Origin of the sequence: Nocardia sp. NPDC051750, assembly GCF_044453135.1 — a bacterium.
In the GTDB taxonomy this organism is placed as follows: Bacteria; Actinomycetota; Actinomycetes; order Mycobacteriales; family Mycobacteriaceae; genus Nocardia.
Genome location: NZ_JBITCK010000003.1, coordinates 1,013,554 through 1,037,529, shown reverse-complemented (window position 1 = coordinate 1,037,529; position 23,976 = coordinate 1,013,554). Strand labels below are relative to the sequence as shown.

General features: G+C 68.1%; 23 protein-coding genes and 1 tRNA gene. 12 read left to right on the top strand and 12 right to left on the bottom strand.

Going from position 1 to position 23,976, the window contains the following annotated elements; translation table 11 throughout:
• Positions 1–95 precede the first annotated feature (95 nt).
• From ACIA75_RS17975 to ACIA75_RS17965, 3 genes are all read left to right on the top strand, one after another.
• Entirely contained in the window at positions 96–674 is a 579-nt protein-coding gene (locus ACIA75_RS17975; protein ID WP_397105123.1) for a TetR/AcrR family transcriptional regulator, read from the top strand.
• Between the two features lie 117 nt (positions 675–791).
• Complete coding sequence (locus ACIA75_RS17970) at positions 792–1,526, top strand: hypothetical protein (RefSeq protein ID WP_397105121.1); 735 nt, start codon at positions 792–794, stop codon at positions 1,524–1,526.
• Positions 1,527–1,804: 278 nt separating this feature from the next.
• A tRNA-Lys gene (locus ACIA75_RS17965) sits at positions 1,805–1,878 on the top strand.
• Positions 1,879–1,987: 109 nt separating this feature from the next.
• On the opposite strand, the gene ligA is transcribed toward ACIA75_RS17965, so the two are convergent.
• Positions 1,988–3,979, bottom strand: coding sequence for an NAD-dependent DNA ligase LigA (gene ligA, locus ACIA75_RS17960; RefSeq protein ID WP_397105119.1), 1,992 nt, complete (start codon positions 3,977–3,979; stop codon positions 1,988–1,990).
• 290 nt (positions 3,980–4,269) lie between these two features.
• Here ligA and hrpB point away from each other — a divergent pair, with 290 nt between their 5' ends.
• Positions 4,270–6,729: an ATP-dependent helicase HrpB gene (gene hrpB / locus ACIA75_RS17955; protein WP_397105117.1), complete on the top strand. Its 2,460-nt coding sequence runs from the start codon at positions 4,270–4,272 to the stop codon at positions 6,727–6,729.
• 65 nt (positions 6,730–6,794) lie between these two features.
• Here the strand turns inward: hrpB and ACIA75_RS17950 are convergent, their stop codons facing one another.
• Positions 6,795–7,469, bottom strand: coding sequence for a hypothetical protein (locus tag ACIA75_RS17950; protein WP_397105115.1), 675 nt, complete (start codon positions 7,467–7,469; stop codon positions 6,795–6,797).
• 232 nt (positions 7,470–7,701) lie between these two features.
• Here ACIA75_RS17950 and ACIA75_RS17945 point away from each other — a divergent pair, with 232 nt between their 5' ends.
• The 4 genes from ACIA75_RS17945 to ACIA75_RS17930 are packed head-to-tail and all read left to right on the top strand — an operon-like array spanning position 7,702 to position 9,449.
• A complete protein-coding gene (locus tag ACIA75_RS17945; RefSeq protein WP_397105113.1) occupies positions 7,702–8,130 on the top strand; it encodes a hypothetical protein in 429 nt (142 codons plus the stop codon).
• Positions 8,127–8,411, top strand: coding sequence for an SH3-like domain-containing protein (locus ACIA75_RS17940; RefSeq protein WP_397105111.1), 285 nt, complete (start codon positions 8,127–8,129; stop codon positions 8,409–8,411). Before ACIA75_RS17945 ends, ACIA75_RS17940 begins: the two co-directional genes overlap by 4 nt.
• 7 nt (positions 8,412–8,418) lie before the next feature.
• Positions 8,419–9,123 carry a thiocyanate hydrolase subunit gamma gene (gene scnC, locus ACIA75_RS17935; protein WP_397105109.1) on the top strand — a complete coding sequence of 235 codons (705 nt, stop codon included), beginning with the start codon at positions 8,419–8,421 and terminating at the stop codon, positions 9,121–9,123.
• Entirely contained in the window at positions 9,120–9,449 is a 330-nt protein-coding gene (locus tag ACIA75_RS17930; RefSeq protein ID WP_397105107.1) for a ScnB, read from the top strand. The genes scnC and ACIA75_RS17930 overlap by 4 nt, the downstream gene beginning before the upstream one ends.
• 119 nt (positions 9,450–9,568) lie before the next feature.
• On the opposite strand, the gene ACIA75_RS17925 is transcribed toward ACIA75_RS17930, so the two are convergent.
• Complete coding sequence (locus ACIA75_RS17925; protein WP_397105105.1) at positions 9,569–10,348, bottom strand: SDR family NAD(P)-dependent oxidoreductase; 780 nt, start codon at positions 10,346–10,348, stop codon at positions 9,569–9,571.
• Positions 10,349–10,464: 116 nt separating this feature from the next.
• Between ACIA75_RS17925 and ACIA75_RS17920 the strand changes: the two genes are divergently transcribed.
• On the top strand, positions 10,465–11,049 hold the full coding sequence (locus ACIA75_RS17920) for a TetR/AcrR family transcriptional regulator (protein ID WP_397105103.1): 585 nt from the start codon (positions 10,465–10,467) through the stop codon (positions 11,047–11,049).
• A gap of 40 nt (positions 11,050–11,089) precedes the next feature.
• On the opposite strand, the gene ACIA75_RS17915 is transcribed toward ACIA75_RS17920, so the two are convergent.
• Positions 11,090–11,800: a hypothetical protein gene (locus ACIA75_RS17915; protein WP_397105101.1), complete on the bottom strand. Its 711-nt coding sequence runs from the start codon at positions 11,798–11,800 to the stop codon at positions 11,090–11,092.
• 329 nt (positions 11,801–12,129) lie between these two features.
• Here ACIA75_RS17915 and ACIA75_RS17910 point away from each other — a divergent pair, with 329 nt between their 5' ends.
• The 3 genes from ACIA75_RS17910 (at position 12,130) to ACIA75_RS17900 (ending at position 16,455) form a co-directional block, all read left to right on the top strand.
• The gene (locus ACIA75_RS17910; protein ID WP_397105099.1) at positions 12,130–12,978 is read left to right on the top strand and encodes an LLM class F420-dependent oxidoreductase; all 849 of its coding nucleotides are present in this window, start codon (positions 12,130–12,132) and stop codon (positions 12,976–12,978) included.
• Positions 12,979–13,427: 449 nt separating this feature from the next.
• Positions 13,428–15,164 carry a ubiquinone-dependent pyruvate dehydrogenase gene (poxB, locus tag ACIA75_RS17905; protein WP_397105097.1) on the top strand — a complete coding sequence of 579 codons (1,737 nt, stop codon included), beginning with the start codon at positions 13,428–13,430 and terminating at the stop codon, positions 15,162–15,164.
• A 334-nt stretch (positions 15,165–15,498) separates the two neighbouring features.
• Positions 15,499–16,455, top strand: a complete 957-nt coding sequence (locus ACIA75_RS17900; protein WP_397105391.1) for a peptidase — start codon at positions 15,499–15,501, stop codon at positions 16,453–16,455.
• Positions 16,456–16,478: 23 nt separating this feature from the next.
• Here the strand turns inward: ACIA75_RS17900 and puuE are convergent, their stop codons facing one another.
• The 8 genes from puuE to ACIA75_RS17860 form a co-directional block, all read right to left on the bottom strand.
• Positions 16,479–17,402 carry an allantoinase PuuE gene (gene puuE, locus ACIA75_RS17895; RefSeq protein WP_397105389.1) on the bottom strand — a complete coding sequence of 308 codons (924 nt, stop codon included), beginning with the start codon at positions 17,400–17,402 and terminating at the stop codon, positions 16,479–16,481.
• 14 nt (positions 17,403–17,416) lie between these two features.
• Positions 17,417–18,475, bottom strand: coding sequence for an allantoicase (gene alc, locus ACIA75_RS17890; protein ID WP_397105095.1), 1,059 nt, complete (start codon positions 18,473–18,475; stop codon positions 17,417–17,419).
• Positions 18,476–18,482: 7 nt separating this feature from the next.
• Complete coding sequence (locus ACIA75_RS17885) at positions 18,483–19,691, bottom strand: DUF6986 family protein (RefSeq protein ID WP_397105387.1); 1,209 nt, start codon at positions 19,689–19,691, stop codon at positions 18,483–18,485.
• An 84-nt stretch (positions 19,692–19,775) separates the two neighbouring features.
• On the bottom strand, positions 19,776–20,111 hold the full coding sequence (uraH, locus tag ACIA75_RS17880) for a hydroxyisourate hydrolase (RefSeq protein WP_397105093.1): 336 nt from the start codon (positions 20,109–20,111) through the stop codon (positions 19,776–19,778).
• Positions 20,108–21,022 (bottom strand): factor-independent urate hydroxylase, encoded by a 915-nt coding sequence (gene pucL / locus ACIA75_RS17875; RefSeq protein WP_397105091.1) that lies wholly within the window; start codon positions 21,020–21,022, stop codon positions 20,108–20,110. Before pucL ends, uraH begins: the two co-directional genes overlap by 4 nt.
• Complete coding sequence (gene uraD, locus ACIA75_RS17870; RefSeq protein WP_397105089.1) at positions 21,019–21,546, bottom strand: 2-oxo-4-hydroxy-4-carboxy-5-ureidoimidazoline decarboxylase; 528 nt, start codon at positions 21,544–21,546, stop codon at positions 21,019–21,021. The genes pucL and uraD overlap by 4 nt, the downstream gene beginning before the upstream one ends.
• Positions 21,543–22,859 (bottom strand): amidohydrolase family protein, encoded by a 1,317-nt coding sequence (locus ACIA75_RS17865; RefSeq protein WP_397105087.1) that lies wholly within the window; start codon positions 22,857–22,859, stop codon positions 21,543–21,545. The genes uraD and ACIA75_RS17865 overlap by 4 nt, the downstream gene beginning before the upstream one ends.
• Before the next feature lie 97 nt (positions 22,860–22,956).
• Complete coding sequence (locus ACIA75_RS17860; protein ID WP_397105085.1) at positions 22,957–23,955, bottom strand: isopenicillin N synthase family dioxygenase; 999 nt, start codon at positions 23,953–23,955, stop codon at positions 22,957–22,959.
• Between the last annotated feature and the right edge of the window lie 21 nt (positions 23,956–23,976).

The window sequence follows — 23,976 nt, the reverse complement described above, 5'->3', positions numbered from 1 at the left end:
ATTCTCCTCCTGAACGGGTGACAGTACTGGACTGACGCCTACAGTACTGTCGCTGTACCAGTACTGCAAGGACGTCTGCAGTACTGTTTGCGGCCATGGAGCAACGTTCGGCCTTTGCGACGGCCCGCCGCACGAAACTGTTCGACGAGCTGGTCGAGCTGTTCCTGACCGAGGGCTTCGCACACCTGACCCTCGACGCCGTCGCGGCGCGTCTCAAATGCTCGAAGTCCACCCTCTACACCCTCGCCGACAGCAAGGAACAGCTGGTCACCGCCGCGACCGTGCATTTCTTCAAACAGGCGACCGAAGCGGTCGAGGCGAGCGTCGCCGCGACCACGGAACCGCGGGACCGCATCGCCGCCTACCTCACCGCGGTCGGCGAGGCACTGTCGGCGGCCTCGGCCCGGTTCATGGCCGACCTGGACGCCTTCGCCCCCGCGCGCGCGGTCTACGACCGCAACACCCGCATCGCGGCTCGGCGCGTCCAGGAACTGATCGACCACGGCGTGTCCACCGGCGAATTCCGTCGTGTGCATGCGGCATTCGCCGCCGACCTCGCCGCCACCATGATGGTGCGCATCCAGCAGGGCGGCCTGCGCGCGAGCACCGGCCTCGACGACGCCGCGGCCTACCGCGAACTCGCCGCGGTCCTCACCCACGGCATCAGCGCCTGACCGCCCCACCGGCGGACCTGCCTCGATGAGTCCGGACGCAAATATCGGTGGCGGCCCCCGGCGCCGCCCGGTTACGGTATCTCCGGTCGCAACGAGGTGACTGAAGGAGGGAAACCGTTGTCCACCAAGCTGAATCAACTCATCGCCATCGAAAAGGGTGCGAAGTCGCAGGCGAACGCGGATGTCACGGCCGCGTACCAGCGGGTGGGTAAAGTCGATCTGCTGGCGGGTATTTCGCGCACGTACCGGCCGCTCGACGATATGGGTGAAGAGCTGCCGCCGGAATCGAAGCGGGTCCAGGTGCGGGCGCGCGAGGTGATCGCGGATGTGCAGCGCACCCTGACGCGGCTGTTCGACGTGACCGCGACCAAGGATTCCACCAACTGTGCAGCGAAGGCCGATCTCACCGTCGACGGCGTCACCATTGCGCGGGACCTGCCGGTCACCTATCTGCTCTTCCTGGAGAAGCAGCTGACCGAACTGAAGAGGTTCGTCGCCAAGCTGCCGACCCTGGATCCGGCCGAGTCGTGGTCGTTCGACGAGGTCAGCGACTGCTACGCCACCCAGCCGTCACAGACCGTGCGCACCAAGAAGGTGCCGCGCAACCACGTGCTGGCCCCGGCCACCGATAAGCATCCCGCGCAGGTGGAGGTGTACCACGAGGACGTGGTGGTGGGCCGGTGGAACACCACGAAGTTCTCCGGCGCCCTGCCCGCGAAGGAAGTCGGCGATATCGAGGAACGGCTCGGCAAGCTGCTCGACGCGGTACGCTTCGCCCGGGAAACGGCGAATTCGACGCCCGTCACGGATGTCGAGCCGGGCCAGGCCATTCTCGGCTACCTGTTCGGTTAGCCGGGAACACAGACTCCCCCTCCCGGGGGATGGAGCACAAGCTGAACCTGAAATTGAAACTGAACAGGCAGTCGCTGCCAGAGTCTGCCGTCAAATTCAGATTCTTGCTCCAAGCTCAACAACTCCATCGATCGCACGACATCTGGGTGTGCGCGACGCATCCCTGTTATCCGGGTTCGATTCCCGGCGGCGGCTCTCCCTGCCGCTGTGGCGTAAAGGCAACGCGCGGGGTTACTCACCATGACGCACACCCGCGTACTCGGCGATCACAGGTGGGGCAACGGTAGCTCATCTGGTAGAGCATCGGACTCTTAATCCGACGGTAGTGGGTTCGAATCCCACTCGTTAACCAGGAGGGGCCGGGAAGGGTATTCCCGGCCCCTCCGCCTGTGTCGCCACCCGGACTCGGCTCCTGTGCCGAGACGCGAAGCACCCGTCGGAGGTCCGCCGCTGCGAGGCGCTCAGATGACCTTGGCGGTGATCAGCAGCTGCCAGATCTCGCCCTGGTCGACGACCTCGACTCCGAGTTTCTCCGCCTTAACCAGTTTGCTCTCGCCGACTCCCGCACCGGTGATGAGCAGATCGGTGTTCGCCGAGACCGAGGACGCTGCCGTCGCACCCGCCTTCTCACACAGGCGCTGGAACGTCGGGCGGGCGACCTTCTCGCCGGAGCGCGGATCGCTGAGCGCACCGGTGATCACCACCGTTTTGCCCGCCAGCGGGGCGCCGGCCGCGACGACCGGGGGAAGGTCCTCTTCACGGACGTCCAGGCAGACGCCCGCGGCGCGCAGCCGCTCCAGTTCCGGACGCAGGCGAGTGAGGTGCTCGACGAGCGAGGCGGCCACCTTCGGCCCGATATCCTCCACCGCCACCAGTCGTTCCACACCCGCGTCGGCGACCTCCTCCAGGGAGCCGAAGCCTGCCCGGGCAAGGCGCGCGGCGGTGCCGTCGGAGGCCATCGGAATCGCCAGACCGATCAGCGCGCGGCGCAGGCCCACCTGGCGACTGGCATCGATCGACTCGATCATGCGCGCGGCGGACACCTCGGCGATCCGGTCGAACTCGAGCAGTCGCTCCTTGGTCAGCGTGTAGAAATCCGATGGGCGCTCCAGGATGCCCGCCTCGGCCAGGCGTTCGATCCACACCTGCCCGATGGCGTCGATATCGGCTGCCGCCCGCGACGCCCAATGGATCAGCCGCCGCACCGTCTGCGCCGGACACGCGACGTTGGTACAGAACAGCTCCCGGCTGTTGCCCTGTTCGGTGACCGGCTGCGCGCACGAGGGGCAGGCGGTGGGCGGCACGATCTCGCGCTCCTCGCCGGTGCGCCGGGAGGCGTCGAGCACGCCGGCCACGAACGGGATCACGTCGCCGGCGCGGCGCACCAGCACCGTGTCACCGACCTTGATATCGCGCGCGCGGATCACCTGCTGGTTGGCCAGCGTCGCTTTCGTGACCGTGGTGCCGCCCACGAACACCGGCTGCAGCCAGGCGACAGGGACGATCTTGCCCGTTTTCCCGACATCCCAGACCACCTCGTTCAGCACGGTGGTCTTCTCCTCGGCGGCGAATTTGAACGCCAGCGCACCACGTGGGCTGTTCGACCGGGTCCCGGCCGCCGCGTAGGCGGCACGATCGGCCAGCCGCAGCACCGCACCGTCGATATCGTAATCCAGGTCGTTGCGGCCTTTCTCGATCGCGGTGATCGCCGCCTGCGCCTGCTCGGCGTCGGTACACAGCCGCATCTGCGCCCCCGCGACCCCCAGCGCGCGCAGCCCCTCTTCCAGGTCGATCGCGGCGCCCCCGGCCGACGTGTCCAGGTCGAAGCCGAAGAACTGCAGGCGCCGCTCGGACACCGTAGCCGGATCCTTCGCCCGCAGTGTGCCGGCCGCGGCATTGCGCGGATTGATCAGCGGCTTGTCCGGGTGTGCGGTGTTGTAGGCGGCGAAGGTGGACCGCAGCATCACCGCCTCACCCCGTACCTCCACACGTCCCGGCACATCGATCCGCTCGGGCACCCCGTCGACCAACGCGCGGACCAGCATGGTCACATCGTCACCGGTGGTGCCGTCGCCGCGGGTCACCGCCCGCACCAGGCGCCCATCCTCCAAGACCAGGGACAGGGACAGTCCGTCGAGCTTGGGCATCACCACCACCGGCTGGCCGGGGAAGCGGTCGAAGAAGGCCGCGACCTGCTCGGGCGTGGTCGCCTTCTCGAGCGACAGCATCGGACGCGCGTGCCGGATCGGGGCGTGCAGCACCGCGGGCGCACCGACCTGCTCCAGCGGATTCGGGTCGGGCGCCAGGTCCGGGTGCGCCTCGATCAGACCGCGGAGCTCGTCCTCGATCGCGTCGAACTCGGCGTCCGCGACCAACGGCGAACCCTGGTAATAGGCATCCCGCAGCACCACCATGCGGTCCGCGAGCTCTTGGATACATTCCCCGATTTCCACAGGACCAGACGCTACCGAAACCCACCGACACACCGCGTCGGCGAGGCCGGGCGGGACGACGCGGGCCCGGAAGACGCACACCGGTTCGGCCGGTGACACAACGCCCGAGGTCGCGTGCCACTTCCGCGAAGTGCGACGTCGGGCACGGTGCCGAAGCCTGACCGACCAGGTCACCATCGATATGTGCGCCGTTCCGGAGACCACAGTCCGGCCGGCGGCACTCACCGATGCGCCCGGTACGGGGGCGGTGGGCGCCGCCGTACGAAGCCGAGGCTTCAGAATGATCGGTGATGAAACTGCCCGAGCTTCCCGATCTACCCGTCCGCGGCATTCTCGATCGACTGGTCGGGGTATCGGCCGAGAACGGCACCACTGTGCTGGTCGCGCCGCCCGGGACCGGGAAAACGACCCTGGTGCCGCTGGCGCTGGCGGCGAGTGTTCCGGGGCGGGTGCTCGTGGCCGAGCCGCGGCGGGTCGCGGCGCGCGCGGCGGCCGGGCGGATGGCTGCCCTGCTGGGCGAATCGGTGGGCGGGACTGTCGGCTACTCGGTCCGCGGGGATCGGCGAGTGGGCCGGGATACCCGGATCGAGGTGGTCACGTCGGGGTTGCTGGTGCGCCGGTTACAGGGCGATCCGGAGTTGGCGGGGGTCGATGTGGTGCTGCTCGACGAGTGCCACGAACGGCACCTCGACGCGGATCTGCTGTTGGCGCTGCTCCTCGATGCCCGGGCCGGATTGCGACCCGACCTGCGCGTGCTCGCCACCTCCGCGACCGTTGCGGCCGAACGCCTTTCGACGATTCTGGGCGGGGATCGCATTGCGCCGGTGGTGCAGGTCCAAGATCGGACGCATCCGGTGGACACGACCTATGTTCCCCCGCTGCCACGGGAGCGGATCGAAGCACACGTCGCGCGCGCCACCCGGGCCGCGCTCGCCGGAACCGGCGGTGACGTGCTGGTCTTCCTCCCGGGAGTAGCCGAAATCCGGCGGACAGCAGCACTTCTGGCCGACGTAGACGGCGCGGATATCGTCCCGCTGCACGGCCGGCTCGCCGCGGCCGAGCAGGACACGGCGTTGCGGCCGGGTGCGCGGCGGCGAGTGGTGTTGTCCACGGCGGTGGCGGAGTCCAGTCTGACGGTGCCGGGTGTCCGGGCGGTGGTGGATTCGGGTCTTGCCCGGGTCCCCCGGATCGACCGAGCGCGCGGGCTGTCCGGACTGGCGACAGTCCGGGTCTCGGCGGCCGTGGCCGGCCAGCGGGCCGGGCGTGCCGGGCGTGAGGCGCCGGGGCAGGTGTGGCGCTGCTGGCCCGAATACGAGCACGGCACGCTGCCCGCTTATCCGGAGCCCGAGATCCGGACGGCGGACCTGACCCGGCTGGCGCTGGAGCTGGCCTGCTGGGGCACGGCCGACGGACACGGTCTCAGCTGGTGGGACGCCCCACCGCCCGGTGGGCTGGCGGCCGGCCGGGAGGTGCTGCGGGTGCTGGGGGCCGTCAACAGCGATGGTGTAGTCACCGACCGCGGGCGGCGCATGGCCCGGATCGGTCTGCATCCCCGGCTTGCGCGCGCACTGCTCGACGGGGCGCCCGTGGTCGGTGCGCGGGCGGCCGCCGAAGTCGTCACCGTGCTCGACGACGACACCCACACGTCCGGTGCCGATCTCACGGCCGGTCTGCGTGTGCTGCGGCGCGAGCGGCCGGCGCGCTGGCGGCGGGAGGTCGACCGGCTGGCCCGATCGGTCGAGGGCCCGGACGGGGTCGACGATCCGGCTTTCGTTGTCGCGCTGGCTCATCCGGAACGGCTGGCGCGGCGGCGCGGGCCGGGTTCGTCGAGCTACCTCATGGCCGGTGGCACCGCGGTCACGTTGCCGCCGGGCTCCGGGACCGGCGACCCGGAGTGGTTGGCGGTCGGTGTCGCGACACGCGATCCGGGTCGTTCCGAGGGGTACATACGGTTGGCCGCGGCCGCCGACGAACAGCTCGCGCGCCGTGCCGCCGCGAACCTGCTGACCACCGTCGACCAAATAGAGTGGGCCGACGGTGATGTGGTCGCCCGGCGGGTCGAACGCCTGGGTGCGATCATGTTGTCGGAGAAGCCGATTCGCAATCCCGATCGGGAATTGCTGGGCGCAGCGTTGCATCGCGGATTGATCTCGACCGGTCTCGGCCTGCTGTCCTGGAATTCCGATGCGACCGCCTTACGTCAGCGGCTCGATTTCCTGCACCGCACTCTCGGCGCACCCTGGCCGCCGGTCGACGACGAATCACTGCTCGCCGCCGCCGACACCTGGCTCGGCCCCGAACTCGCCGCCGCCCGGCGCCGCGCCGACCTCGAACGCATCGACGCCGGACAGGCACTGCGCCGCCTACTGCCCTGGCCGGACGCCGCCCGGATGGACGAACTGGCGCCGGAACGCATCGAAGTCCCCTCCGGTAGCCGCCCCCGCCTCGACTACTCGGCCGACCCGCCGGTGCTCGCGGTCAAAGTGCAGGAGGTCTTCGGTTGGACAGCTACACCACGCCTGGCCCACGACCGGGTCCCGATCGTCCTGCACCTGCTCTCACCCGCCCAGCGCCCGGTCGCGGTCACCGCGGATCTGGCATCCTTCTGGCACACCGGCTGGCCCCAGGTCCGCGCCGACCTCCGCGGCCGTTACCCCAAACATGCCTGGCCGGAGGACCCCGCCACGGTGCCCGCCCACCGGGGCACCGCCCGTAACGCGGGCCGCGACCAGCCGAAACCGCCACGCTGACGTCCGGATTTCGCCTGCTGCGATAGCCCTCGCCCTACGGGTGAGCCGTTCGACGGACCACCGGCTCAGATGTTCCAGCGGTAGCGACTGGTGGGTACCAGGTCCAGACCGGTGTCCGCGCCGAATCGGGAGACGCTGGACATCAATTCGGTAACTCGGCGGTGGAGTTCCTTCTCGTCACCGCGGCTGCCGTAGAACACATGCGGGTCGGTCATCGCTCCCATCGGGAAGTGTTCCTCGACGATGGCCGCTGTTTCCGGTGTCCGCGGGGTCAGCGTTTCCTCGACGATGTTCTGGACGTAGCCGACGGTGTTCTGGGTGCGGATGGCGATCGGGGTGTGGTGAATCTGCCAGTACTCCAGGTATTCGTCCCGGGTCAAGGATTCGGGCCTGCGGAGTAGGGCGACGTTGACCAGGGCATCGCAGCGACTGCCGTCCGGCACCGGCACCGGGTCGAGCCGTACCCGCTCACCGACGCGATAGGCGTGGAGTGCGGGTTCGTCCGCGGCGTGGGCAACAGTGCTGATCGCCGCGGCCGGATCGCCGTCGGTCCATACCGAGACGAGGGCGGTGATCGGTTCGGCGGGCCCGAACCGCATCGTAGCGGGCGCCACGTCGGCGTCGTCGAGGTTCACCTGGACTGCTGTCGCTCCCCCCGCGGCCAGCGACTCCCGGAACGCAGGAGCACACAGCCAGGCACCGAGACCGGCGCCGTGCAGGGCGAGGATCAGCTTCGTCATGGCGGAAAACTAACACACGTTCTACTTCCCCCGGTGAACGATCGAGCCCGGATCGGCACTCACCGGCGCAGCCGATCCGGGCGCCGGGAGCGGCGCGAGCCTCGCCGAATCGATCCCCGCCGGGATTCCGGGAGTAGACTCGGCCCCCTGAATTCGTGAAATGACCGGTCGTACTTCGCACGCTGGAGTCGCACTGTCAGCCTGTTCCGCGCATCCGACCTACGGAGAGCTCATGAGTTCACACAGCAGTTTCGATGATATCCAGGCCCGCGTTGCGGGAATCGCCCCGGTTCTCCGAGATCCGCTGGACTCACCGTACGACATATCCAACGAATTGTTCATCGCCCTGCGCCACGTGCCCCACGACGTCGGCGGACAGCCCGATATCCCGGTCCCGTACGAGGAAAAGGCCGAGGAGCCCTGGGAGATGAACACCTATATCACCTGCGAATGCCTCGGCTGGCGCGGCGTCTGGAACTCCGAGGAACGGCGCCGGGCAGAAAACGATCTGGGGGCGACACTCTATTTCGGACTCCCGTACTACGCACGCTGGGTAACGGTGGCGGCGAAGTACCTCGTCGGCAAGGGTTTCATCACGCCCGACGAATTGTCGGCCAAACTCGACGACGTACGGACCCGATTGGAGGCCGGCGAGCGATGAGGAAATTCTCGATCGGTGACCGTGTCACGGTCCGGAACGCGACCACGATGTTCCATACTCGAACCCAGGCTTACACCCGAGGACGAACGGGCGTCGTCGTCGAGTACCGCCCCGAATGGGTTATCCCGGAGGACGAGGCATGGGGACGCGACGACGGCCGCCGCGAACCCTTCTATGTCGTGCGATTCCGGCAGAAAGACCTCTGGCAGGCATACACCGGCTTCGATGCCGACACCCTGGAAACCGAGGTTTCCGAGCACTGGCTCGAACCAGAAAGGTAGGAACCGAGTGAGCGGTACCCACGACCACGGGGCGCACACACCGATCGAGACAACCGGGGAAATAAGCGAATTCGAGGTAATGGAGAGGGCTATCCGGGAACTCGCCATCGAGAAGGGTCTCTTCTCGCAGGAAGATCACCGGCGTTTCTCCGAATGGGCCGAATCTGTCGGACCGTCGGGTGGCTCGACATTGGTCGCCAAGGCGTGGACCGATCCGGATTTCAAGGCACGACTTCTGGCCGACGGCACCGAGACGTGCAAGGAAGTCGGCATCGACTGGCGTGACCCGACCGGGTCGGGAACCCCGAGCGATTACACCTATTTCTACGTATTGGAGAACACCCCGGAATTGCACAACGTCATCGTGTGCACCCTGTGTTCGTGTTACCCGCGCCCGGTGCTGGGCATGTCCCCGGACTGGTATCGCACCCCGAATTACCGGCGGCGGCTGGTGCGCCGTCCCCGCGAGGTACTGGCCGAATTCGGGCTCCACCTTCCACCCGAAGTCGAAGTCCGAGTGCATGATTCGAACCAGAAGTCGCGTTTCATGGTGATGCCGATGCGCCCGGCGGGCACCGAGGGCTGGACCGAGGAACATCTGGCGGCCATCGTCACCAGGGACACCATGATCGGTGTGGCCCTGCCACAGGTCGACTGGACCGCCCGCACCCCGCCGGATCGGGCGGAAATCGACGAAAGGGCCCGGCGATGACGAGCGAACCCTACGAGGTCATCCTGCGTGCCCTGGATTCGCGGCCGGGCCGGGCGAGTACGCTGCCCGAGCTCGACGGCAAGCCGGATCCATGGGAATCGAGTATGCAGGCGACCTGCGAATGCCTGTCCTGGCGCGGCGCATTCGACAATCTCGCCCGCCGGCACGCAGAAGACGATCTCGGCGAGACCATCTACCACGACTTCCCGGTGCGGACACGTTCACTCGTCGTCACGGCGCACACGATGCTGGAGCGGCAACTGATCACCCCGGAGGAGCTGAGCGCACGGATGGATACCGTTCGCGCTCGATTCCAGCGGCAGTAGCTTGCGGTCACCGGCGGCCGCCCTCGAACCCGGGATCCGCTTCGGCAGTTGCCGGCGGCGCGCCGGACAGCCAGTTTGCCGGTGCCGCGGCTGCCGGCATCATGGGTGATCGGCGCTTCTCACCCGGGTATCGGCGTCGCCTCGGCGACATTCACCCGGCCACCGTCGACATCCAGGACGGTCCCGTGGACGAAGGCCGCCTCATCGGACGCGAGATATACCGCGGCGGCGGCGATCGCGTCGGGGTGCCCTGGCGCCCCCGCGGGGGTATTGCGCATGAGGTGTTCGCCGGGGAAATCGGCGGCGGGGTCCAGTGCGGGATCCCGAATCACGCCCGGAGAGAGGGCGTTGACACGAATTCCGCGGGTACCGAACTCCGCGGACCACGCTCGGGTCAGCGATTCCACTGCCGCTTTCGACGAGGCGTAGAGGCCGCCCACCCCGACCGACACCCGGGCCACCCAGGACCCCAGATTGATCACCACCCCGCCACCGGCCTCGATCATCGCCGGCGCGACCGCTTGGACCAGGAAGAACGCCGCTTTCACATTGACCCCGTACACGCGGTCGAAATCCTCGTCGCGGGCCGAGACCGTGCTGACCGGCGGATAGATTCCGGCGTTGTTCACGAGGATATCGATGCGGCCACCGAGCACCCGCCGCGACTGCTCGGCGAGCCGGTGGCTGCGTTCGGCCGATCCGTCCAGATCGGCCGAGACGAAGTCCGCGCGCCCGCCGGCTTCGCGGATCGTGGTCACCACCTCGTCGCCGCGCCCGCGGTCGCGACCGGATACGACGACATGGGCACCTTCGGCAGCGAAGGCGAGGGCGATGGCGCGTCCGATATTGCTGGTGGAACCGGTTACCAGGGCGGTCCGTCCCTGAAGTCGTGTGTTCATACCGGCGAAGGTAATCTTCGATTTTTGGACCGGCAAGTCCAGAAATATGGCCCACTTCGCCACGAAAAGAGCCGCTCACGGACCCGTGAGAACGGGGCGAAAGTATGCTTTCCGGCATGGCCTTTACCACCAAGGGGCGTGCGACCCGCGACCGGATCGTGGAGGGCGCCGCGACCTATCTGCGCGGCGCCGACCCCGGCACCGTCACCCTCGACGATGTCCGGGCGATCACCGGGACCAGCAAGGGGCAGATCTTCCACTACTTCCCCGGCGGTAAGGAGGAACTACTCCTCGCGGTGGCCCGCCTGGAGGCCGATCGGGTGCTCCTGGACCAGCAACCACATCTGGGCGACCTCACCACCTGGGCGGCCTGGGACCGCTGGCGCGATGCCCTGATCGCCCGGTACCGGGCGCAGGGACGACTGTGCCCGTTGGGTGTTCTGATGGATCAGGTCCGGAACACACCGGGCGCTTCCGATGTGGTCACGGTATTGCTCGCCCAATGGGAGAGCGATATCGAGCGAGGTCTCCGGATCATGCAGGACACCGGCGATATCCGGCCCGAACTCTCGGCGCCGCGCACCGCCGCCGCGTTCATCGCCGGTATCCAGGGTGGCGTCCAGATTCTACGCTCCACCGGCTCCACCGACCACCTCGAAGCGATTCTCGACCTGTTGATCGACCATCTGCGTACCACCTGAATACAGCTGTCCCCGTGAGCGTATCGCCGGCTCCGCGTGATCAGGTTCGGCTCGCCCCCCGATCGTCCCGGCCGGCCAGAGTCGACTGACCGAAAAAGAACCCGAGGATCAGCAGGATCAAGTTCATCACGAGGTCCGGGACCTTCGTCTGCGTGAACATCGCGACCACCATCACGACACTGAATCCGACCAGCAGGAACGCGCCGATCAGTACGGCGATCGGTTCCCGCTGGAACAGCGACCACCGCGCCCCCGCGCGGCGCCCCTTCAGATCCTGGACCATATTCTGCAATTCGATCTCCAGCGCCGTCTCTCGTGCGTCCTCGATCACCGAGGACCTGGCCACCACTTCCTGTGCTCGCTGAATCTGATCCGCGACCATCTGCCGGGCCACCGGATCATGGATCGCGGACTCGGCCACATACTGGATCTGGTCGAGTTCGTTCCGCGCCGTGGCATTCCGCAGCCCGGTTTGTAGTTCCTTGCGAATATCGGTGAGCCGGCTAAGCATGTACGCCTCGCCGACCACGTCGGTCACCCCGCGGCTGTCGGTGATATCGAACGGTTGCCGATTCTCCCGAGGGATGTCCTCCATCATGTTCTCGACCCGGGACAACCACGCCGCGAAGTCGTCCGGTGCGCTGCCCTCGAAGGAGCCGGGGATGCCGAGTTCCTTCTTGATGTTGTTGCGGATGGTTTCGCGGTTCTCCGGCGAAACGTCTCGATCTTCCCGCGGCTCCCTGCGAACCAACGTAATTTTCCTCCCACACAGACCCATGCTTGCCGGACCAGGGTACGGGCTGCACTCCGGCACCGGAACGGGATCCTCCCTCCCGCAACAAATCCCGGGCACCGCGAGCCGGAACCGCCTATCGCTCACCGCCCGTTCCGGCGACCGGCCGGCCGGCGCAACCCAGTGCCGGCCGAGCCCCTGACCACACCCAGCGGCACCCCGTCGTCGTGTCATCAGAGGCAGCGGATCTCCGAGCGAGGTCGCGACCAGGGGTTTCGGATGCCGGCGGTACCGACACGCCGACACGGTCTTGACCTGGAGCTCACTCCAACTTCTAGCCTGTCACCATGCGATTCGCGTTCAAGACTTCCCCCCAGGACACCACCTGGGCCGATATGCTCGCCGTCTGGCGAGCCGCCGACGATATCGAGATCTTCGAATCCGGATGGACCTTCGACCACTTCTATCCGATCTTCTCCGACTCCACCGGGCCGTGCCTGGACGGCTGGACCACCCTGACCGCACTGGCCCAGGCCACCCGACGCCTACGGCTCGGCACCATGGTGACCGGTGTGCACTACCGCCACCCCGCCGTCCTGGCCAATATGGCCGCCGCCCTCGACATCATCTCCGGCGGCCGCCTCGAACTCGGCATCGGCGCCGGCTGGAACGAGGAAGAATCCGGCGCCTACGGCATCGAACTCGGCAGCATCACCGATCGCCTCGACCGATTCGAAGAAGCCTGCCAAGTACTCATCGGGCTGCTGAGCCAGGAGACCACCGATTTCGACGGCAAGTTCTATCAACTGACCGGCGCCCGCAACGAACCCAAAGGCCCGCAACGCCCACACCCCCCGATCTGCATCGGCGGCAACGGCGAGAAACGCACCCTCCGCATCACCGCCCGCTACGCCCAGCACTGGAACTTCGTCGCCGGAACCCCCGAAGACTTCGCCCGCAAACGCGACATCCTCGCCGGCCACTGCGCCGATATCGGCCGCGACCCGAAGGAGATCATGCTCTCGGCGCAGAAACGGCTCGACCCCCAACTAGGCTACGCAGAGCTCATCGACTGGGCGGCCACCCTGGGCGCCGAAGGCCTGGAACTCGCGATCGTCTACCTACCGCCACCCCACGACCCGGCCGTACTCGAGCCACTCGCCGAGGCCATCCGCGATTCCGGACTCACATCCTGAGTTCCGGCTTCCACCCGACAGCAGCCGCTCCGCCATAGACCCGAACTGCACCGGCGGACCGCACGGCCACCACTCGCCCCCGCTCCGCCAGACCAGGGCCGGCGCCGACCTTCCGTGCGATCACCCGCGACTCACAGCAGCGGCCTGCACCAATGCCGAATGCGTGGCGCCGGCCGCCTTCGATCAGTCCAGCAGTTCGTCGGCTCGGTTGATTTCCAGTGCAACGACGCAGCCATTTCTGCAGGCGATCGGGACAACAGCGACGGCGACTGGGGTAGGTGTTGGGGCACACGCGGCCCCGGATTCCTTGCGCGCCGACTTGCCACAGTGCGCGAGAATCAGCGGACGATACTGGAGGCGAATACTTTTCGAGAGTTCATGCAGATCTCTGCAGAACTTTCACGATTCACCTGTCCGGAGATCGCACTCGGCGCGCGTAGGGTCGGGCCATGGCGACGGTTGCTCAACATATGATCTCCGCGTTGCAGGTCAGCGGTGTCAGCCGGGTGTACGGGTTGCCCGGGGACAGCCTGAACGGATTCACCGACGCGATACGGCGAGCGGACGGTATCAGCTGGGAGCATGTGCGGCACGAGGAGGCCGCCGCGTTCGCCGCGACCGCGGAGGCCGCGCTGACGGGGCGGCTCGCCGTCTGCGCCGGCAGTTGCGGGCCCGGCAACCTTCATCTCGTCAACGGGCTCTACGACGCGCAGCGGACCCGGGTTCCGGTACTGGCCGTCGCCGCGCATATCCCGGTCGGCGAGATCGGCTCCGGGTACTTCCAGGAGACCCACCCCGAGGAGTTGTTCCGCGAGTGCAGTGTGTACTGCGAGCTCATCAGTAGCCCGCAGTCGGCCCCGCGCGTCGTGGAGATGGCGATGCGAGCGGCGGTGGAAGAACGCGGTGTCGCCGTGGTGGTGATCCCGGGTGAGGTGTTCCAGAGCCGCGTGGCCGGCGAGCGGTGGAGCAGCCGGCCGGTGCTGCCGTCCCGGTCGGTACTGCGGCCGGACGACGCCACGCTGCGCCGTGCGGCGGACATCCTGAATGCCGGGTCGAAGGTGACGATTCTCGGCGGCGCCGGGACCGCCGGCGCCCACGCCGAGGTCATGACCCTCGCCGAGATGCTGCAGTCGCCTATCGTGCACGCGTTTCGCGGCAAGGAACACTTGGAATACGACAACCCCTACGACGTGGGGATGACGGGACTGCTCGGCTACGCCTCGGGATACAAGGCGATCAAAGAAGCCGACGTGCTGCTGATGCTGGGCACCGATTTCCCGTATACGCAGTTCTATCCCGAGGACGCCGCGATCATTCAGGTCGATATCCGCGGCAGCCATCTAGGCCGGCGCACACCGATCGATGTCGGCATGGTCGGCAGCGTGCGGGACACAATCGACGCGCTCCTGCCGCTGCTGTCGCGGAAGTCCGACCGCACGCATCTGGACAGATCGCTGCGACACTACCGGCGCACCCGCACATCGCTGGACGCGCTGGCGGTGAACGATCGGGATCGCACGCCCATCCGGCCGGAATACGTGGCCGGCCTGGTGAATCGACTGGCCGCCGACGATGCGGTGTTCACCTTCGACGTCGGCACGCCGACGACCTGGGCGGCGCGTTATCTCACCATGAACGGCCGGCGACGTCTGACCGGATCGTTCACCCACGGCACGATGGCCTGCGCCCTGCCGCATGCGATCGGCGCGCAGACGGCCCACCCGGGACGCCAGGTGATCGCCCTCGCCGGTGACGGCGGGCTGTCGATGCTGTTCGGCGAGCTGATCACATTGCTGCAGAACGATTTGCCGGTCAAGGTGATCGTCTTCGACAACTCGTCGCTGAACTTCGTGGAGCTGGAGATGAAGGCGGCCGGCGTGGTGAACTTCGGCACCGAGCTGAAGAACCCCGATTTCGGTGCCGCCGCCCGGGCGATGGGGATCTGGGGGCGCCGGGTGGAACAGCCCGGTGACCTGGAGCCGGCCCTCGAGGAAGCCTTCGCGCACGAGGGTCCCGCACTCGTCGATGTCGTGGTGGCGCGGCAGGAACTGACGATTCCGCCGGCGGTGTCGGCGGAACAGGCCAAGGGCTTCACCCTCTACGCCATCCGGACCATCCTCGCCGGCCGCGGCGACGAACTGCTCGACCTGGTCACCACCAATGTCTCGCGGCGCATCCTGGACTGATCCCGCACGCGGCCGGTGGAGTCGTCCGGTTCCAAGCCGGCGGCCGGCAAATATAGTCACACCTCCGCAGTCCCCGGCACCGGGCAAGCCGCCCTCGACGGCCTCCTCCGGACCGTGCTACACACCCTGGAAGCCCAGGACACCGAGTAAGGCGATCGGCCGTTGGTAACCCACTGAGACAACCCACCGGGGCCGCGCTCCGCGCGCGCCGGGCCGATCGACCGGCCGAAGGCATCGGGATAATTGCGCTGGGGTTGCCGGTGCGCGCAGACTCGGTACCTGGCAACGCTGGCAACGATCCGGAGCGGCTCGCACCGGGAAATCAGGGGTGACGATGTATCGCACGCTCACGCTCGCCGCAGCCGTATTGCTCGCCGTGGTGAGTTGCGGTGACGACACCGGCACCCGCGCCGGCGACCCACTGCCGCCGCCGACCCCGGGCCCACCGCCGGAATTCTGGTCCACACCCGCGGACAGCCCGCAACAGCATGCGGCCGTCGCCCAGGCCACCCGCGAGCTCGACGTGTGCGCGCTACTCCCCCGCGATACCCTCGCGGACCTCGGACTCGGCGATATCCGGAGCGTAACGATCGGCCTGGACTCGTGCCGGGCCGCCCTCGGCACCCCACCCGCGGGCGAGTCCACGCTGACCTGGCATACGACTCTGCTGCCGCCGCTCACCTCCAGCCGCGGTATCAGCAAACAGCTGGGGGATGTGAGTGTCCTGCTGGTGCCCGGCCGCGACGGCGATCCGCGCGCCTGCGGCGCCACCGCCCGCTTCCCGGCCGGCGCCGCCTTCTACCTCGGCCTGTCGGTTCCGGACCGCGACTCCTGCGCGGTTGCCGATGGTTTGCTATCCGGGATGATCGAACGCTGGCGGGAGTCGCCGGGCCAGGGCACCTCCCCCGATACCGTCGGTACGGTACTGCTCGGCGCCGACCCGTGCGCGGTCCGCGCGACCCTGCCCGGCACCGCGGATACCGACCAGCTCCGGCTCACCGAATGCCTGTTCCGGTACCGGGACGAAACCGTCACGGTGAGCTACGCGTACCGCGTACCCGAGCAGATGCGGGCCCGCAGCACCGAGGAGAAGTTCGACGGCCGCACCGTGTTCCGCTCGACATCGCTGTACGACAGCAGTATCCCGATCTACCACGCCCCGGTCGGGCCCGAACTACCCTTGGCGAGCACTGATTCCGTCCCCCGCATTCCGGTCGCGGAGGTCACCTCGGCCACCGACGATGTCGCCCGGCAGGTCATGTCACAAGTCCTGCCCCTCTTCCCGCAGTAGGAGTGCCGGTGAACGACCACGAATCAGACCTCGACATCACCCGTGGCCCTCCCGGGAGGGGGATGCACGGCGCGCCAGTGGTCGGCGATGTCGATCCGCCGCGCGATCCACACCCGATCGTGTGCCTGGACGTGATCGAGGAACCGCTCCAGTGCGGCAGTACGGGCGGGGCGGCCCGCGAGGCGGCAGTGCAGGCCCACCGACAGCATCTTCGGCCGGCCGTCCGCACCCTCCCGGTACAGCACATCGAACGCGTCGCGCAGATGGGCGAAGAACTGGTCACCGCTGGGAAATCCGGCCGGCGAAGCGAACCGCATATCGTTGGTGTCGAGGGTGTACGGGACGACCAGGTGATCGACCATCGTTCCGCCCACCGGAACCGAGACCCAGTACGGCAGATCGTCGGCGTAGGAATCGGAGTCGTAGCCGAAACCGCCGTGTTCGACCACGAGTGCGCGAGTGTTGGGCGAATCCCGGCCGGTGTACCAGCCGCGCGGCGCCGCGCCGGTGAGTTCACGCAGGATCTGCACCGCCTCGGCCATATGCGCCCGCTCTATTTCGAGTGAGGTGTCCTGGTAGGACAACCAGCGCAAACCGTGGCAGGCGATTTCGTGATCGGCGGCGAGGAATGCGGCCGTCGCTTCGGGATTGCGTTGCAATGCCCGGGCGACCGCAAAGATCGTCAAGGGCAGGCCGCGCCGTTCGAACACGCGCAGGATCCGCCACAATCCGGCGCGAGAACCGTACTCGTACAGCGATTCCATGCTCATATGCCGGTCCGGGAAGGCCGTGGCGGGCGTCATCTCCGACAGGAATGTCTCCGAGCCCGGATCGCCGTCGAGCACACTGCTTTCCGCCCCCTCCTCGTAGTTCAGGACGAACTGCACCGCGATCCGGGCGCCGCCGGGCCAGTGCGGGTCCGGCGGCTCTGGGCCGTAGCCGACCATGTCCCGCGGATAATTCACCGCCTACCCCGTTCCACAACGAGCCGGTCACGACTCTCCGGTGTCAGGGCACCGAAGACGCGCAGCCGCGCCATGCCTCCGTCGGGATAGATATCGAGGCGCACATCGGTGACCGGCGCCGGATCGTGCACCAGGAACCGGTGCCGGGTGTCGGGGCGGACGACCGTGCGTGGCAGCAGGTCCCGCCAGGCGCCGGTGCCGTCACGACCGCGGAGCCGCGCGGCGCCGGGCGCGTTGCCGACGAAGCAGGAGGTGTCGACTTCGATCATGCGGACCTGTCCCGCACCGGCCAGCCGCACCTCGACCCAGTCGTTTCCGTCGTCGCGGCGGCGCGCGGTCTCCCAGCCCTCCCCCATCACCCGGGCCGGTCCGGGGTACAGCAGCTGCTGCGGGGCACCGTAGAACATATTCGAGCAACCGGTCACCAGCGCACCGTTTTCCAGTGCGGCCAGATCGATACCGGCCGCGTCGAGGAACTGCGGGTCGGGCCGTCCTTCGCCGTGCACGCGCAGACGCGCCACCCCGCCGTCGGGGTACATGGTCAGCTTCAGATGCGTCCAGCGGCGCTCGGAATCGACCGTGAAGGGCGTCCGGGTGTCGCCGGCGATCGGGCTGCGCGGTACGAGCGTATGCCACTCGGCGCCGGCCGCGAGTACGGCGGGATCGGAGTAACCCTCGATCGAGGCGGCCGCGACCGAGACCTCCGGCGGGAAGTTCCCGGTGAACCACGCGGTGTCCACCACGACACCGCGCACGATGCCCGGCACGCCGAGCCGGATCACGGCCTCGTCCACGCCGGGTGTCCGGCGCCTGCGCGTCTCCCAGCCGTCGTAGACCTGCCCTTTGTGCCCGAAGGTGGCCGGACGGTAGGTCGACGCCCCGGGGCTGATCAGATTCTCCTTCTCCGCGAAGGTTTCATCGGTGGCCCAGATGACTGCGCCGCCGAGGGTGCGGACGGCGAGGTCGGGCAGGGCGGTGAAGCCGGCCGCATCCGTCCGGCCGGCGACAGCGAGGCCGGCCGGGTCGAGGTCGGGGGCGGAACCAGAAGTCGGCATGGGGAATTCACTCCTCGGTGTCGATGTCATAGGTCCGGTCGGCGAGGGCCTTCAGAACCGCTGTCGAACAGCCGGGTGCATGGCGCCGCACCTCGGCCTCGGTGAAGGCGCCGCAGCCCGATCCGCGCAGGACGCAGGCCGCCAAAGCCTCGGCGGTCGCCGGTTCGTCGAGCACACCACCGGTGCGCCGATCCAGGTAGGACTGGATTCGCGGAGCCGCCACCGCGAGGGCCGCGCGGTAGAAATGGAAGGTCGCCGCCCAGCGGGTGACCAGATGTCCGGGATGCAGATCCCAGCCCTGGTAGAGGCCCCGTTCCAGCGAACGGCCGACCAGCCGGAAATGGTGGTCGAGCGCCGCCCGCACGTCGGCGGCGGACGCCTCGGGCACGATCTGGGTGGAGCCGTCGCTCACCGGGATCCCGGTCTGCGCGGCGGCGACGAGCAGCACCGCCTTGGCATGGTCGGCGACGGGATGTGCCAGTGATTGGTGCGGCGCCGCGATACCGCAGGCGGCACTGTAATCGTAGGTGCCGTAATGCAATCCGGCGCAGCGCCCGTCCGCCGCGGCGATGGCCCGGGCCACGGTCACGGTCCCGTCGGCACCGATGATCGCCTGCGGGCTCTCGATCTGGAGTTCGAACCGCAGCGAGCGCTGCGCCAGCCCGTGCCCGCGTTCGAATTCCTCGCACAGCGCCACCACGGCCGGAACCTGCTCCGCGGCCCGGAGCTTCGGCACCGTGAACACGAAACCGGGCGGCACCCCACCCGCGGCATCGAGCACCAGTTCCAGAGTTCGCACGGCCCGCCGCCGCTCGCCGGCGGCCAGGCCTTTCAACCGGATGCCGCAGACGACCGGCCCGGACGGCCCCCGCGCGCGGAGGGTCTGCCCGGCGGAACGCGCATGACGGTCTTCGACGGCGTCGCTCCGCCATCCGTAGCCGTCCTCGAAATCGATGCGCAGATCCATGATCGGCCGGTGGGCCAGCGTGCGCTCCACCAGGTCGACGGTCGTGTCGTCGCACCACTCCCCGAGGCTGTCGCGGTGCGCGGCCAGGATCGACAGCGCCGTCTCACCCCAGGCCCGGGTGGTGCCGCTGGTGGCCGTGGCCGCACTGACGTAGACGGTGTGCACCGGCTGGGTATCGGTGCGGTGATCCGGATACCGGTGCGCGAGCATCGCGTCGACCGGTGCCAGCAGGGCGTCGATCCGGTGGATCGCGCGCTCACCGGTCGCCCCGGCGGGCCGGGCGGTGGATCCCGGATACGTGGCCGGGGTGGAAGGCGGTGCCGTCACGGCCGATCAACTCCCTCGATAGGTGGAATACGCGAACGGCGACAGCAATATCGGGATATGTGTGTGTCCCTGGACCGTTTCGAAGGTGATCACCACTTCGGGAAAGAAGCAGTCCCGGCCGACACCACGGAAATAGGCACCGGTCTCGAAAACCAGCCGGTACACACCCGGCACCAGCGGCGCTACCGGTGACGGCCGCGCACGACCGTCACCATCGGTGGTAGCGGTGGCCAGCACCGCACCGCGGGCGTCGGTCAACCGGACGGAAACCTTCCGGGCGGGCAGACCCGCCACGGTATCGAGAACATGGGTGCTGACGGTGAGGCTCCCTGACTCGCTCATGCCGGTCCCCGCGTCCAGGCAGGGCCGGCGGCGGGCGCATCGGCTCGCTGTACCGTGGCCTGGATCAGCCCGTACGGGCGATCGGCGGCGATGAACACCTCGTTGTGATTGGCGATCCCGAACCGGTCCAGGTCGTAGTCGAAATGATGTTTGTTCGGCGCCGCCAGCCGCACCTCCGCGATCAGCGGATACGCCGCCAGCACCGCCTTGCCCATCTCGAACAGCGTCTGTTGCAGCGCCTTCGAATGCACCTGCGCGAACCGGTCGACGAACAGCCGTTTCACGCCGGCGTAGGTGGCGTCCCACTCGACCTCGGTGGTCGTGTACCGCCATTCGGCGATCAGCGTGGTCGCCAGAACCCGATCATGGGCCGGGGCCAGCGTGGTGAACTCGTCCTCCAGGAAGCCGGCGAATTCCGAGCCCGTCGACTTCAGCAGCGTCAGATCCTTCAGCCCCGCCACCACCCACGCCCGCTGCTGCGCACCCCTGCCTTCGACCGTGACAGCGGCGGTCCGCACCTCCTGCCCCTGCCGGACCCAGGTGTGGTCGTGCGCGCGGCCCTCGACCTCGGCGCGCTGCCAGCCGTACTCCTCGATATCGATACGTGCGCAGCGCACCGGGTCGACGGTGTCGGCGAAATGGCGCGCAAGATCCAATCCGTAGGTCTCGATCGCGGCCGGGCCGCGCTGTTTGGCGAAGGCGTACGCGGTGTTCTTCTGGCTGTCGGTCGGCAGCACCGCGGACTGATCGCCCACCAGATGCGCGGCCGCGAAATCACCGCGCAAGGACGTCGATACGGTCACATCGCGGATCTCGTGCCGGGGCGTATCCCGGTAGATCCGGACGACCCGGTTCTCCGATTTCCCGTATTGATGCGGGCCGAGCTCGATGGCTCCGGACAGTGCGGTCATGATCGGTCGACTCCTCGAGGGTCGGGCGCGGGCGCACCGGCGAGCAGCAGCCGCAATCGGTTTCGGTTGATCGCGCCGAGTTCCCGGCGCGCGATGGCGCGTTCGGCGGCGGTGTCGTTATCGATACGGGTGGTCAGGATCGCGAGCAGCTCCGCCGCGGACCGCCCGGCCGCGTCGACCAGATACACCTGGCCGTGACGCTGTTCGTAGCGCCGATTCAGCCGGCGCAGTTCGGCGCGGGTGGCGCTGTCGGCGTCCGCCATCCCGGACTGTTCCCGTCGCGACATCGCACCGCCGGTCCGGTCCCCGATCCGGGGGTGGCCGGCCAGAGCGGTGGCGAATTCGGTGTCGGACAGCCTCTCCAGTTCCCGGTGAGCCAGCTCGAGCAGCGCGGCCGGTGCCGGATACGGGCGGCCCGCCACCAGTGCGCGGGCCCACACCGGGGATGCGCAGATCGCCAGCGTGGTGGCCAGCGCCGTGTCCGCGTCAAGATCGTTGAACGCGCGCAGGGCCGCCGCGGTCATGACGGGTTCAGTGCCGACAGGGCACGGATCAGCTCTTGTTCATCGATCCGGGTGCTGCGCCCGTCCCGGAGCACCACCTCGCCGTCGACAACGACGGTATCGACAATCCGGCTGGTGCCGGTGGTGAGCAGGGCGGCGCCCGGGTCGCGGACCGGCAGGGTCGCGAAATCGCGATCGAAACGGATCAGCGTCAGATCCGCGCGATCTCCCACCGCGATCCCGCCCGCGCTCGGCGCCAGGCCGAGCGCCGAGTTCGCCCCACCCGCCGCCATATCGAGCATGGCACCGAACCCCAGCAGGTCCGCCCGCCGCCGCACCGCACGCTGCACGTAGGCGCCGGCACGCAGCGTTTCCAGCATGTCCTGGGTGTCGTTGCTGGCGGCGCCGTCCACGCCGAGCCCGACCGCGAGCCCGGAAGCGAGCCAATCGGGCACTGGAGCCACCCCGCTGCCGAGGCGCATATTGCTCACCGGGTTGTAGGAGACCGCGACACCGCGCTCCGCGAGGGTCTGCCTGCCCGCGTCGTCGAGTTCGACACAGTGCACCGCGAGCAGGCGATCCCACAGGAAATCGTGGGAGTCGAGATAGTCGACCGCGCCCATCCCCGCGTGCTCGCGGCACATCAGGTCGTCGGTCCGGGTTTCCAGCAGATGGATGGACACGGTCAGGTCCCGCTGCCGGGCGAATTCCCCGATGGCCGCCATCCCCGCCGGTGTCACCGACCGCGGGTTCGGCACCGCCAAGCCGATCGAGATCCGCGACCCCGCAGTGTCTTTCACCATATGCTCGATATGCTCCAGCACTTCCCCGAGCGGCTGGAGGAGCCGGGGTTCGAAACCCCAGCGGCGGGTGGGGTCGGGCCGGTCCGCGATCCCCCGGCCGAGCACGGCCCGGATCCCGGTATCGCGCAGTCCGCGCAGCACCGCATCGTGCACCTCGGTGGACGGATGCGGCCACATATGCTCGACCAGCGCGGTCGTCCCGCTACGCAGTGCCTCGAGCGCGGCGGCGACGGTCGCGGTGTAGGCCCGCTCCGGGGTGATGGCCACCGATTCGGCACCGACGGCCAGCAGCCATTCCAGCAACGGAGCGCCTTCGGCGATACCGCGCATCAGTGACTGTTGCAGGTGGGTGTGGGTGTTGACGAAACCGGGGATCAGATACGCCCCGGTGCCGTCGATCTGCTCCGCGACCGACCGGCCGGCGCCACCCGGTTCGATCGCGGTGATCGCACCTTCGTCGATCAGCACGTCACGGTTCGGTAGCCAGCTGCCACCGGAATACACGGTGACGCCGTTGACGGCCTCGATCATTCGGACACTCCTGGAGGTCAGCAGGCGGGATGGTAGGGCAGGCACACATACACCGTGCGCGGTTCGACTCCCCGCAGCAGCGCACGCAGCACGCGCCTCATGACCGTTCTCCGGCCGCGGTATCGAAGTTGGCATTCACCCGCTGGTACAGGTAGTCCTCGGCGCTGATCGGCGGATACTTGCCCGCCGGACCGGCGATGACCACCTCGCGATTGGCCTGCGCGAAGAACGCCAGACTGTACCGGGCGCCGCGGAAATCATCCGGTCCGGGATTCTTCACCCGATGAAAGTTCGACGGCAACCGGTCGTCGCTCCATCGCATGAGCATGTCCCCGATATTGCAGGTGATCACCTCGTCGGCCGGCTCGATCGGTGTCCAGCGCTGGCTGTCCATCTCCCGGCCCGGGCATACCTGCAGCCCACCCTGACCGGCCCGCTGGAACAGCAGGGTCAGGCAGTCGAAATCGGTATGCGCACCGGCTCGCCAGGTTTCCGCACCTCCCTGCGGATCTTCCGGCATGGCGAAGTAGTGCAGCATTCGCAGGGTGCTCTGATAGCTCACCGTCGACGGGTCATGGGCCCGGGTGAAGAAATCGCGTTCGAATCCCAGTTTCGCCGCGAAACAGGACAGCAGCCGCATGGCCAGCTCCCAGCACGCCGCCTCGAATTCCAGTGCGGTATCCCGGAATCCGGGCAGTTCCGCCGCACTCGGCCACAGGTCGTCCATGTGCGGGCGGGTCACCTGGAACGATTCCTTCTGGTCCGGGGTTCCGATCGACGGCCGCACCTGGGTCAGCGATTCCCAACCGGAGTTGAATCCCTTCTTCAACGGATATTTCGCCTTGATGTCGGCGGGCAGCGCGAAGAAGGCTTCGGCGGCGGTGAACGCGGCCCGCACCCGTGCCAGGTCGATCCCGTGGTCGACCACCTGAAAGAATCCGATATCGATTGCCGCCGACCACAATTGCTCGGTGATCTCGTCCCGGCGGGTCTCGAAATCCGCGAGGCTGATGCGCCGGATCTCCCGATCGGCAGTTTCGGTGCCGAGCGCTCCCATCCGGGTTTCGCGCTGTAGTTCGGTCAGGGAGTGGGTCATCGAATCTCCTTCAGGGTTGGC

Coding starts and splice junctions, on each gene's coding strand:
- ACIA75_RS17975 (WP_397105123.1), top strand. CDS start 96: ATGGAGCAACGTTCGGCCTTTGCGACGGCCCGCCGCACGAAACTGTTC.
- hrpB (WP_397105117.1), top strand. CDS start 4,270: ATGAAACTGCCCGAGCTTCCCGATCTACCCGTCCGCGGCATTCTCGAT.
- ACIA75_RS17950 (WP_397105115.1), bottom strand. CDS start 7,469: ATGACGAAGCTGATCCTCGCCCTGCACGGCGCCGGTCTCGGTGCCTGG.
- ACIA75_RS17945 (WP_397105113.1), top strand. CDS start 7,702: ATGAGTTCACACAGCAGTTTCGATGATATCCAGGCCCGCGTTGCGGGA.
- ACIA75_RS17940 (WP_397105111.1), top strand. CDS start 8,127: ATGAGGAAATTCTCGATCGGTGACCGTGTCACGGTCCGGAACGCGACC.
- ACIA75_RS17930 (WP_397105107.1), top strand. CDS start 9,120: ATGACGAGCGAACCCTACGAGGTCATCCTGCGTGCCCTGGATTCGCGG.
- ACIA75_RS17925 (WP_397105105.1), bottom strand. CDS start 10,348: ATGAACACACGACTTCAGGGACGGACCGCCCTGGTAACCGGTTCCACC.
- ACIA75_RS17920 (WP_397105103.1), top strand. CDS start 10,465: ATGGCCTTTACCACCAAGGGGCGTGCGACCCGCGACCGGATCGTGGAG.
- ACIA75_RS17910 (WP_397105099.1), top strand. CDS start 12,130: ATGCGATTCGCGTTCAAGACTTCCCCCCAGGACACCACCTGGGCCGAT.
- poxB (WP_397105097.1), top strand. CDS start 13,428: ATGGCGACGGTTGCTCAACATATGATCTCCGCGTTGCAGGTCAGCGGT.
- ACIA75_RS17900 (WP_397105391.1), top strand. CDS start 15,499: ATGTATCGCACGCTCACGCTCGCCGCAGCCGTATTGCTCGCCGTGGTG.
- puuE (WP_397105389.1), bottom strand. CDS start 17,402: ATGGTCGGCTACGGCCCAGAGCCGCCGGACCCGCACTGGCCCGGCGGC.
- alc (WP_397105095.1), bottom strand. CDS start 18,475: ATGCCGACTTCTGGTTCCGCCCCCGACCTCGACCCGGCCGGCCTCGCT.
- uraH (WP_397105093.1), bottom strand. CDS start 20,111: ATGAGCGAGTCAGGGAGCCTCACCGTCAGCACCCATGTTCTCGATACC.
- pucL (WP_397105091.1), bottom strand. CDS start 21,022: ATGACCGCACTGTCCGGAGCCATCGAGCTCGGCCCGCATCAATACGGG.
- uraD (WP_397105089.1), bottom strand. CDS start 21,546: ATGACCGCGGCGGCCCTGCGCGCGTTCAACGATCTTGACGCGGACACG.
- ACIA75_RS17865 (WP_397105087.1), bottom strand. CDS start 22,859: ATGATCGAGGCCGTCAACGGCGTCACCGTGTATTCCGGTGGCAGCTGG.
- ACIA75_RS17860 (WP_397105085.1), bottom strand. CDS start 23,955: ATGACCCACTCCCTGACCGAACTACAGCGCGAAACCCGGATGGGAGCG.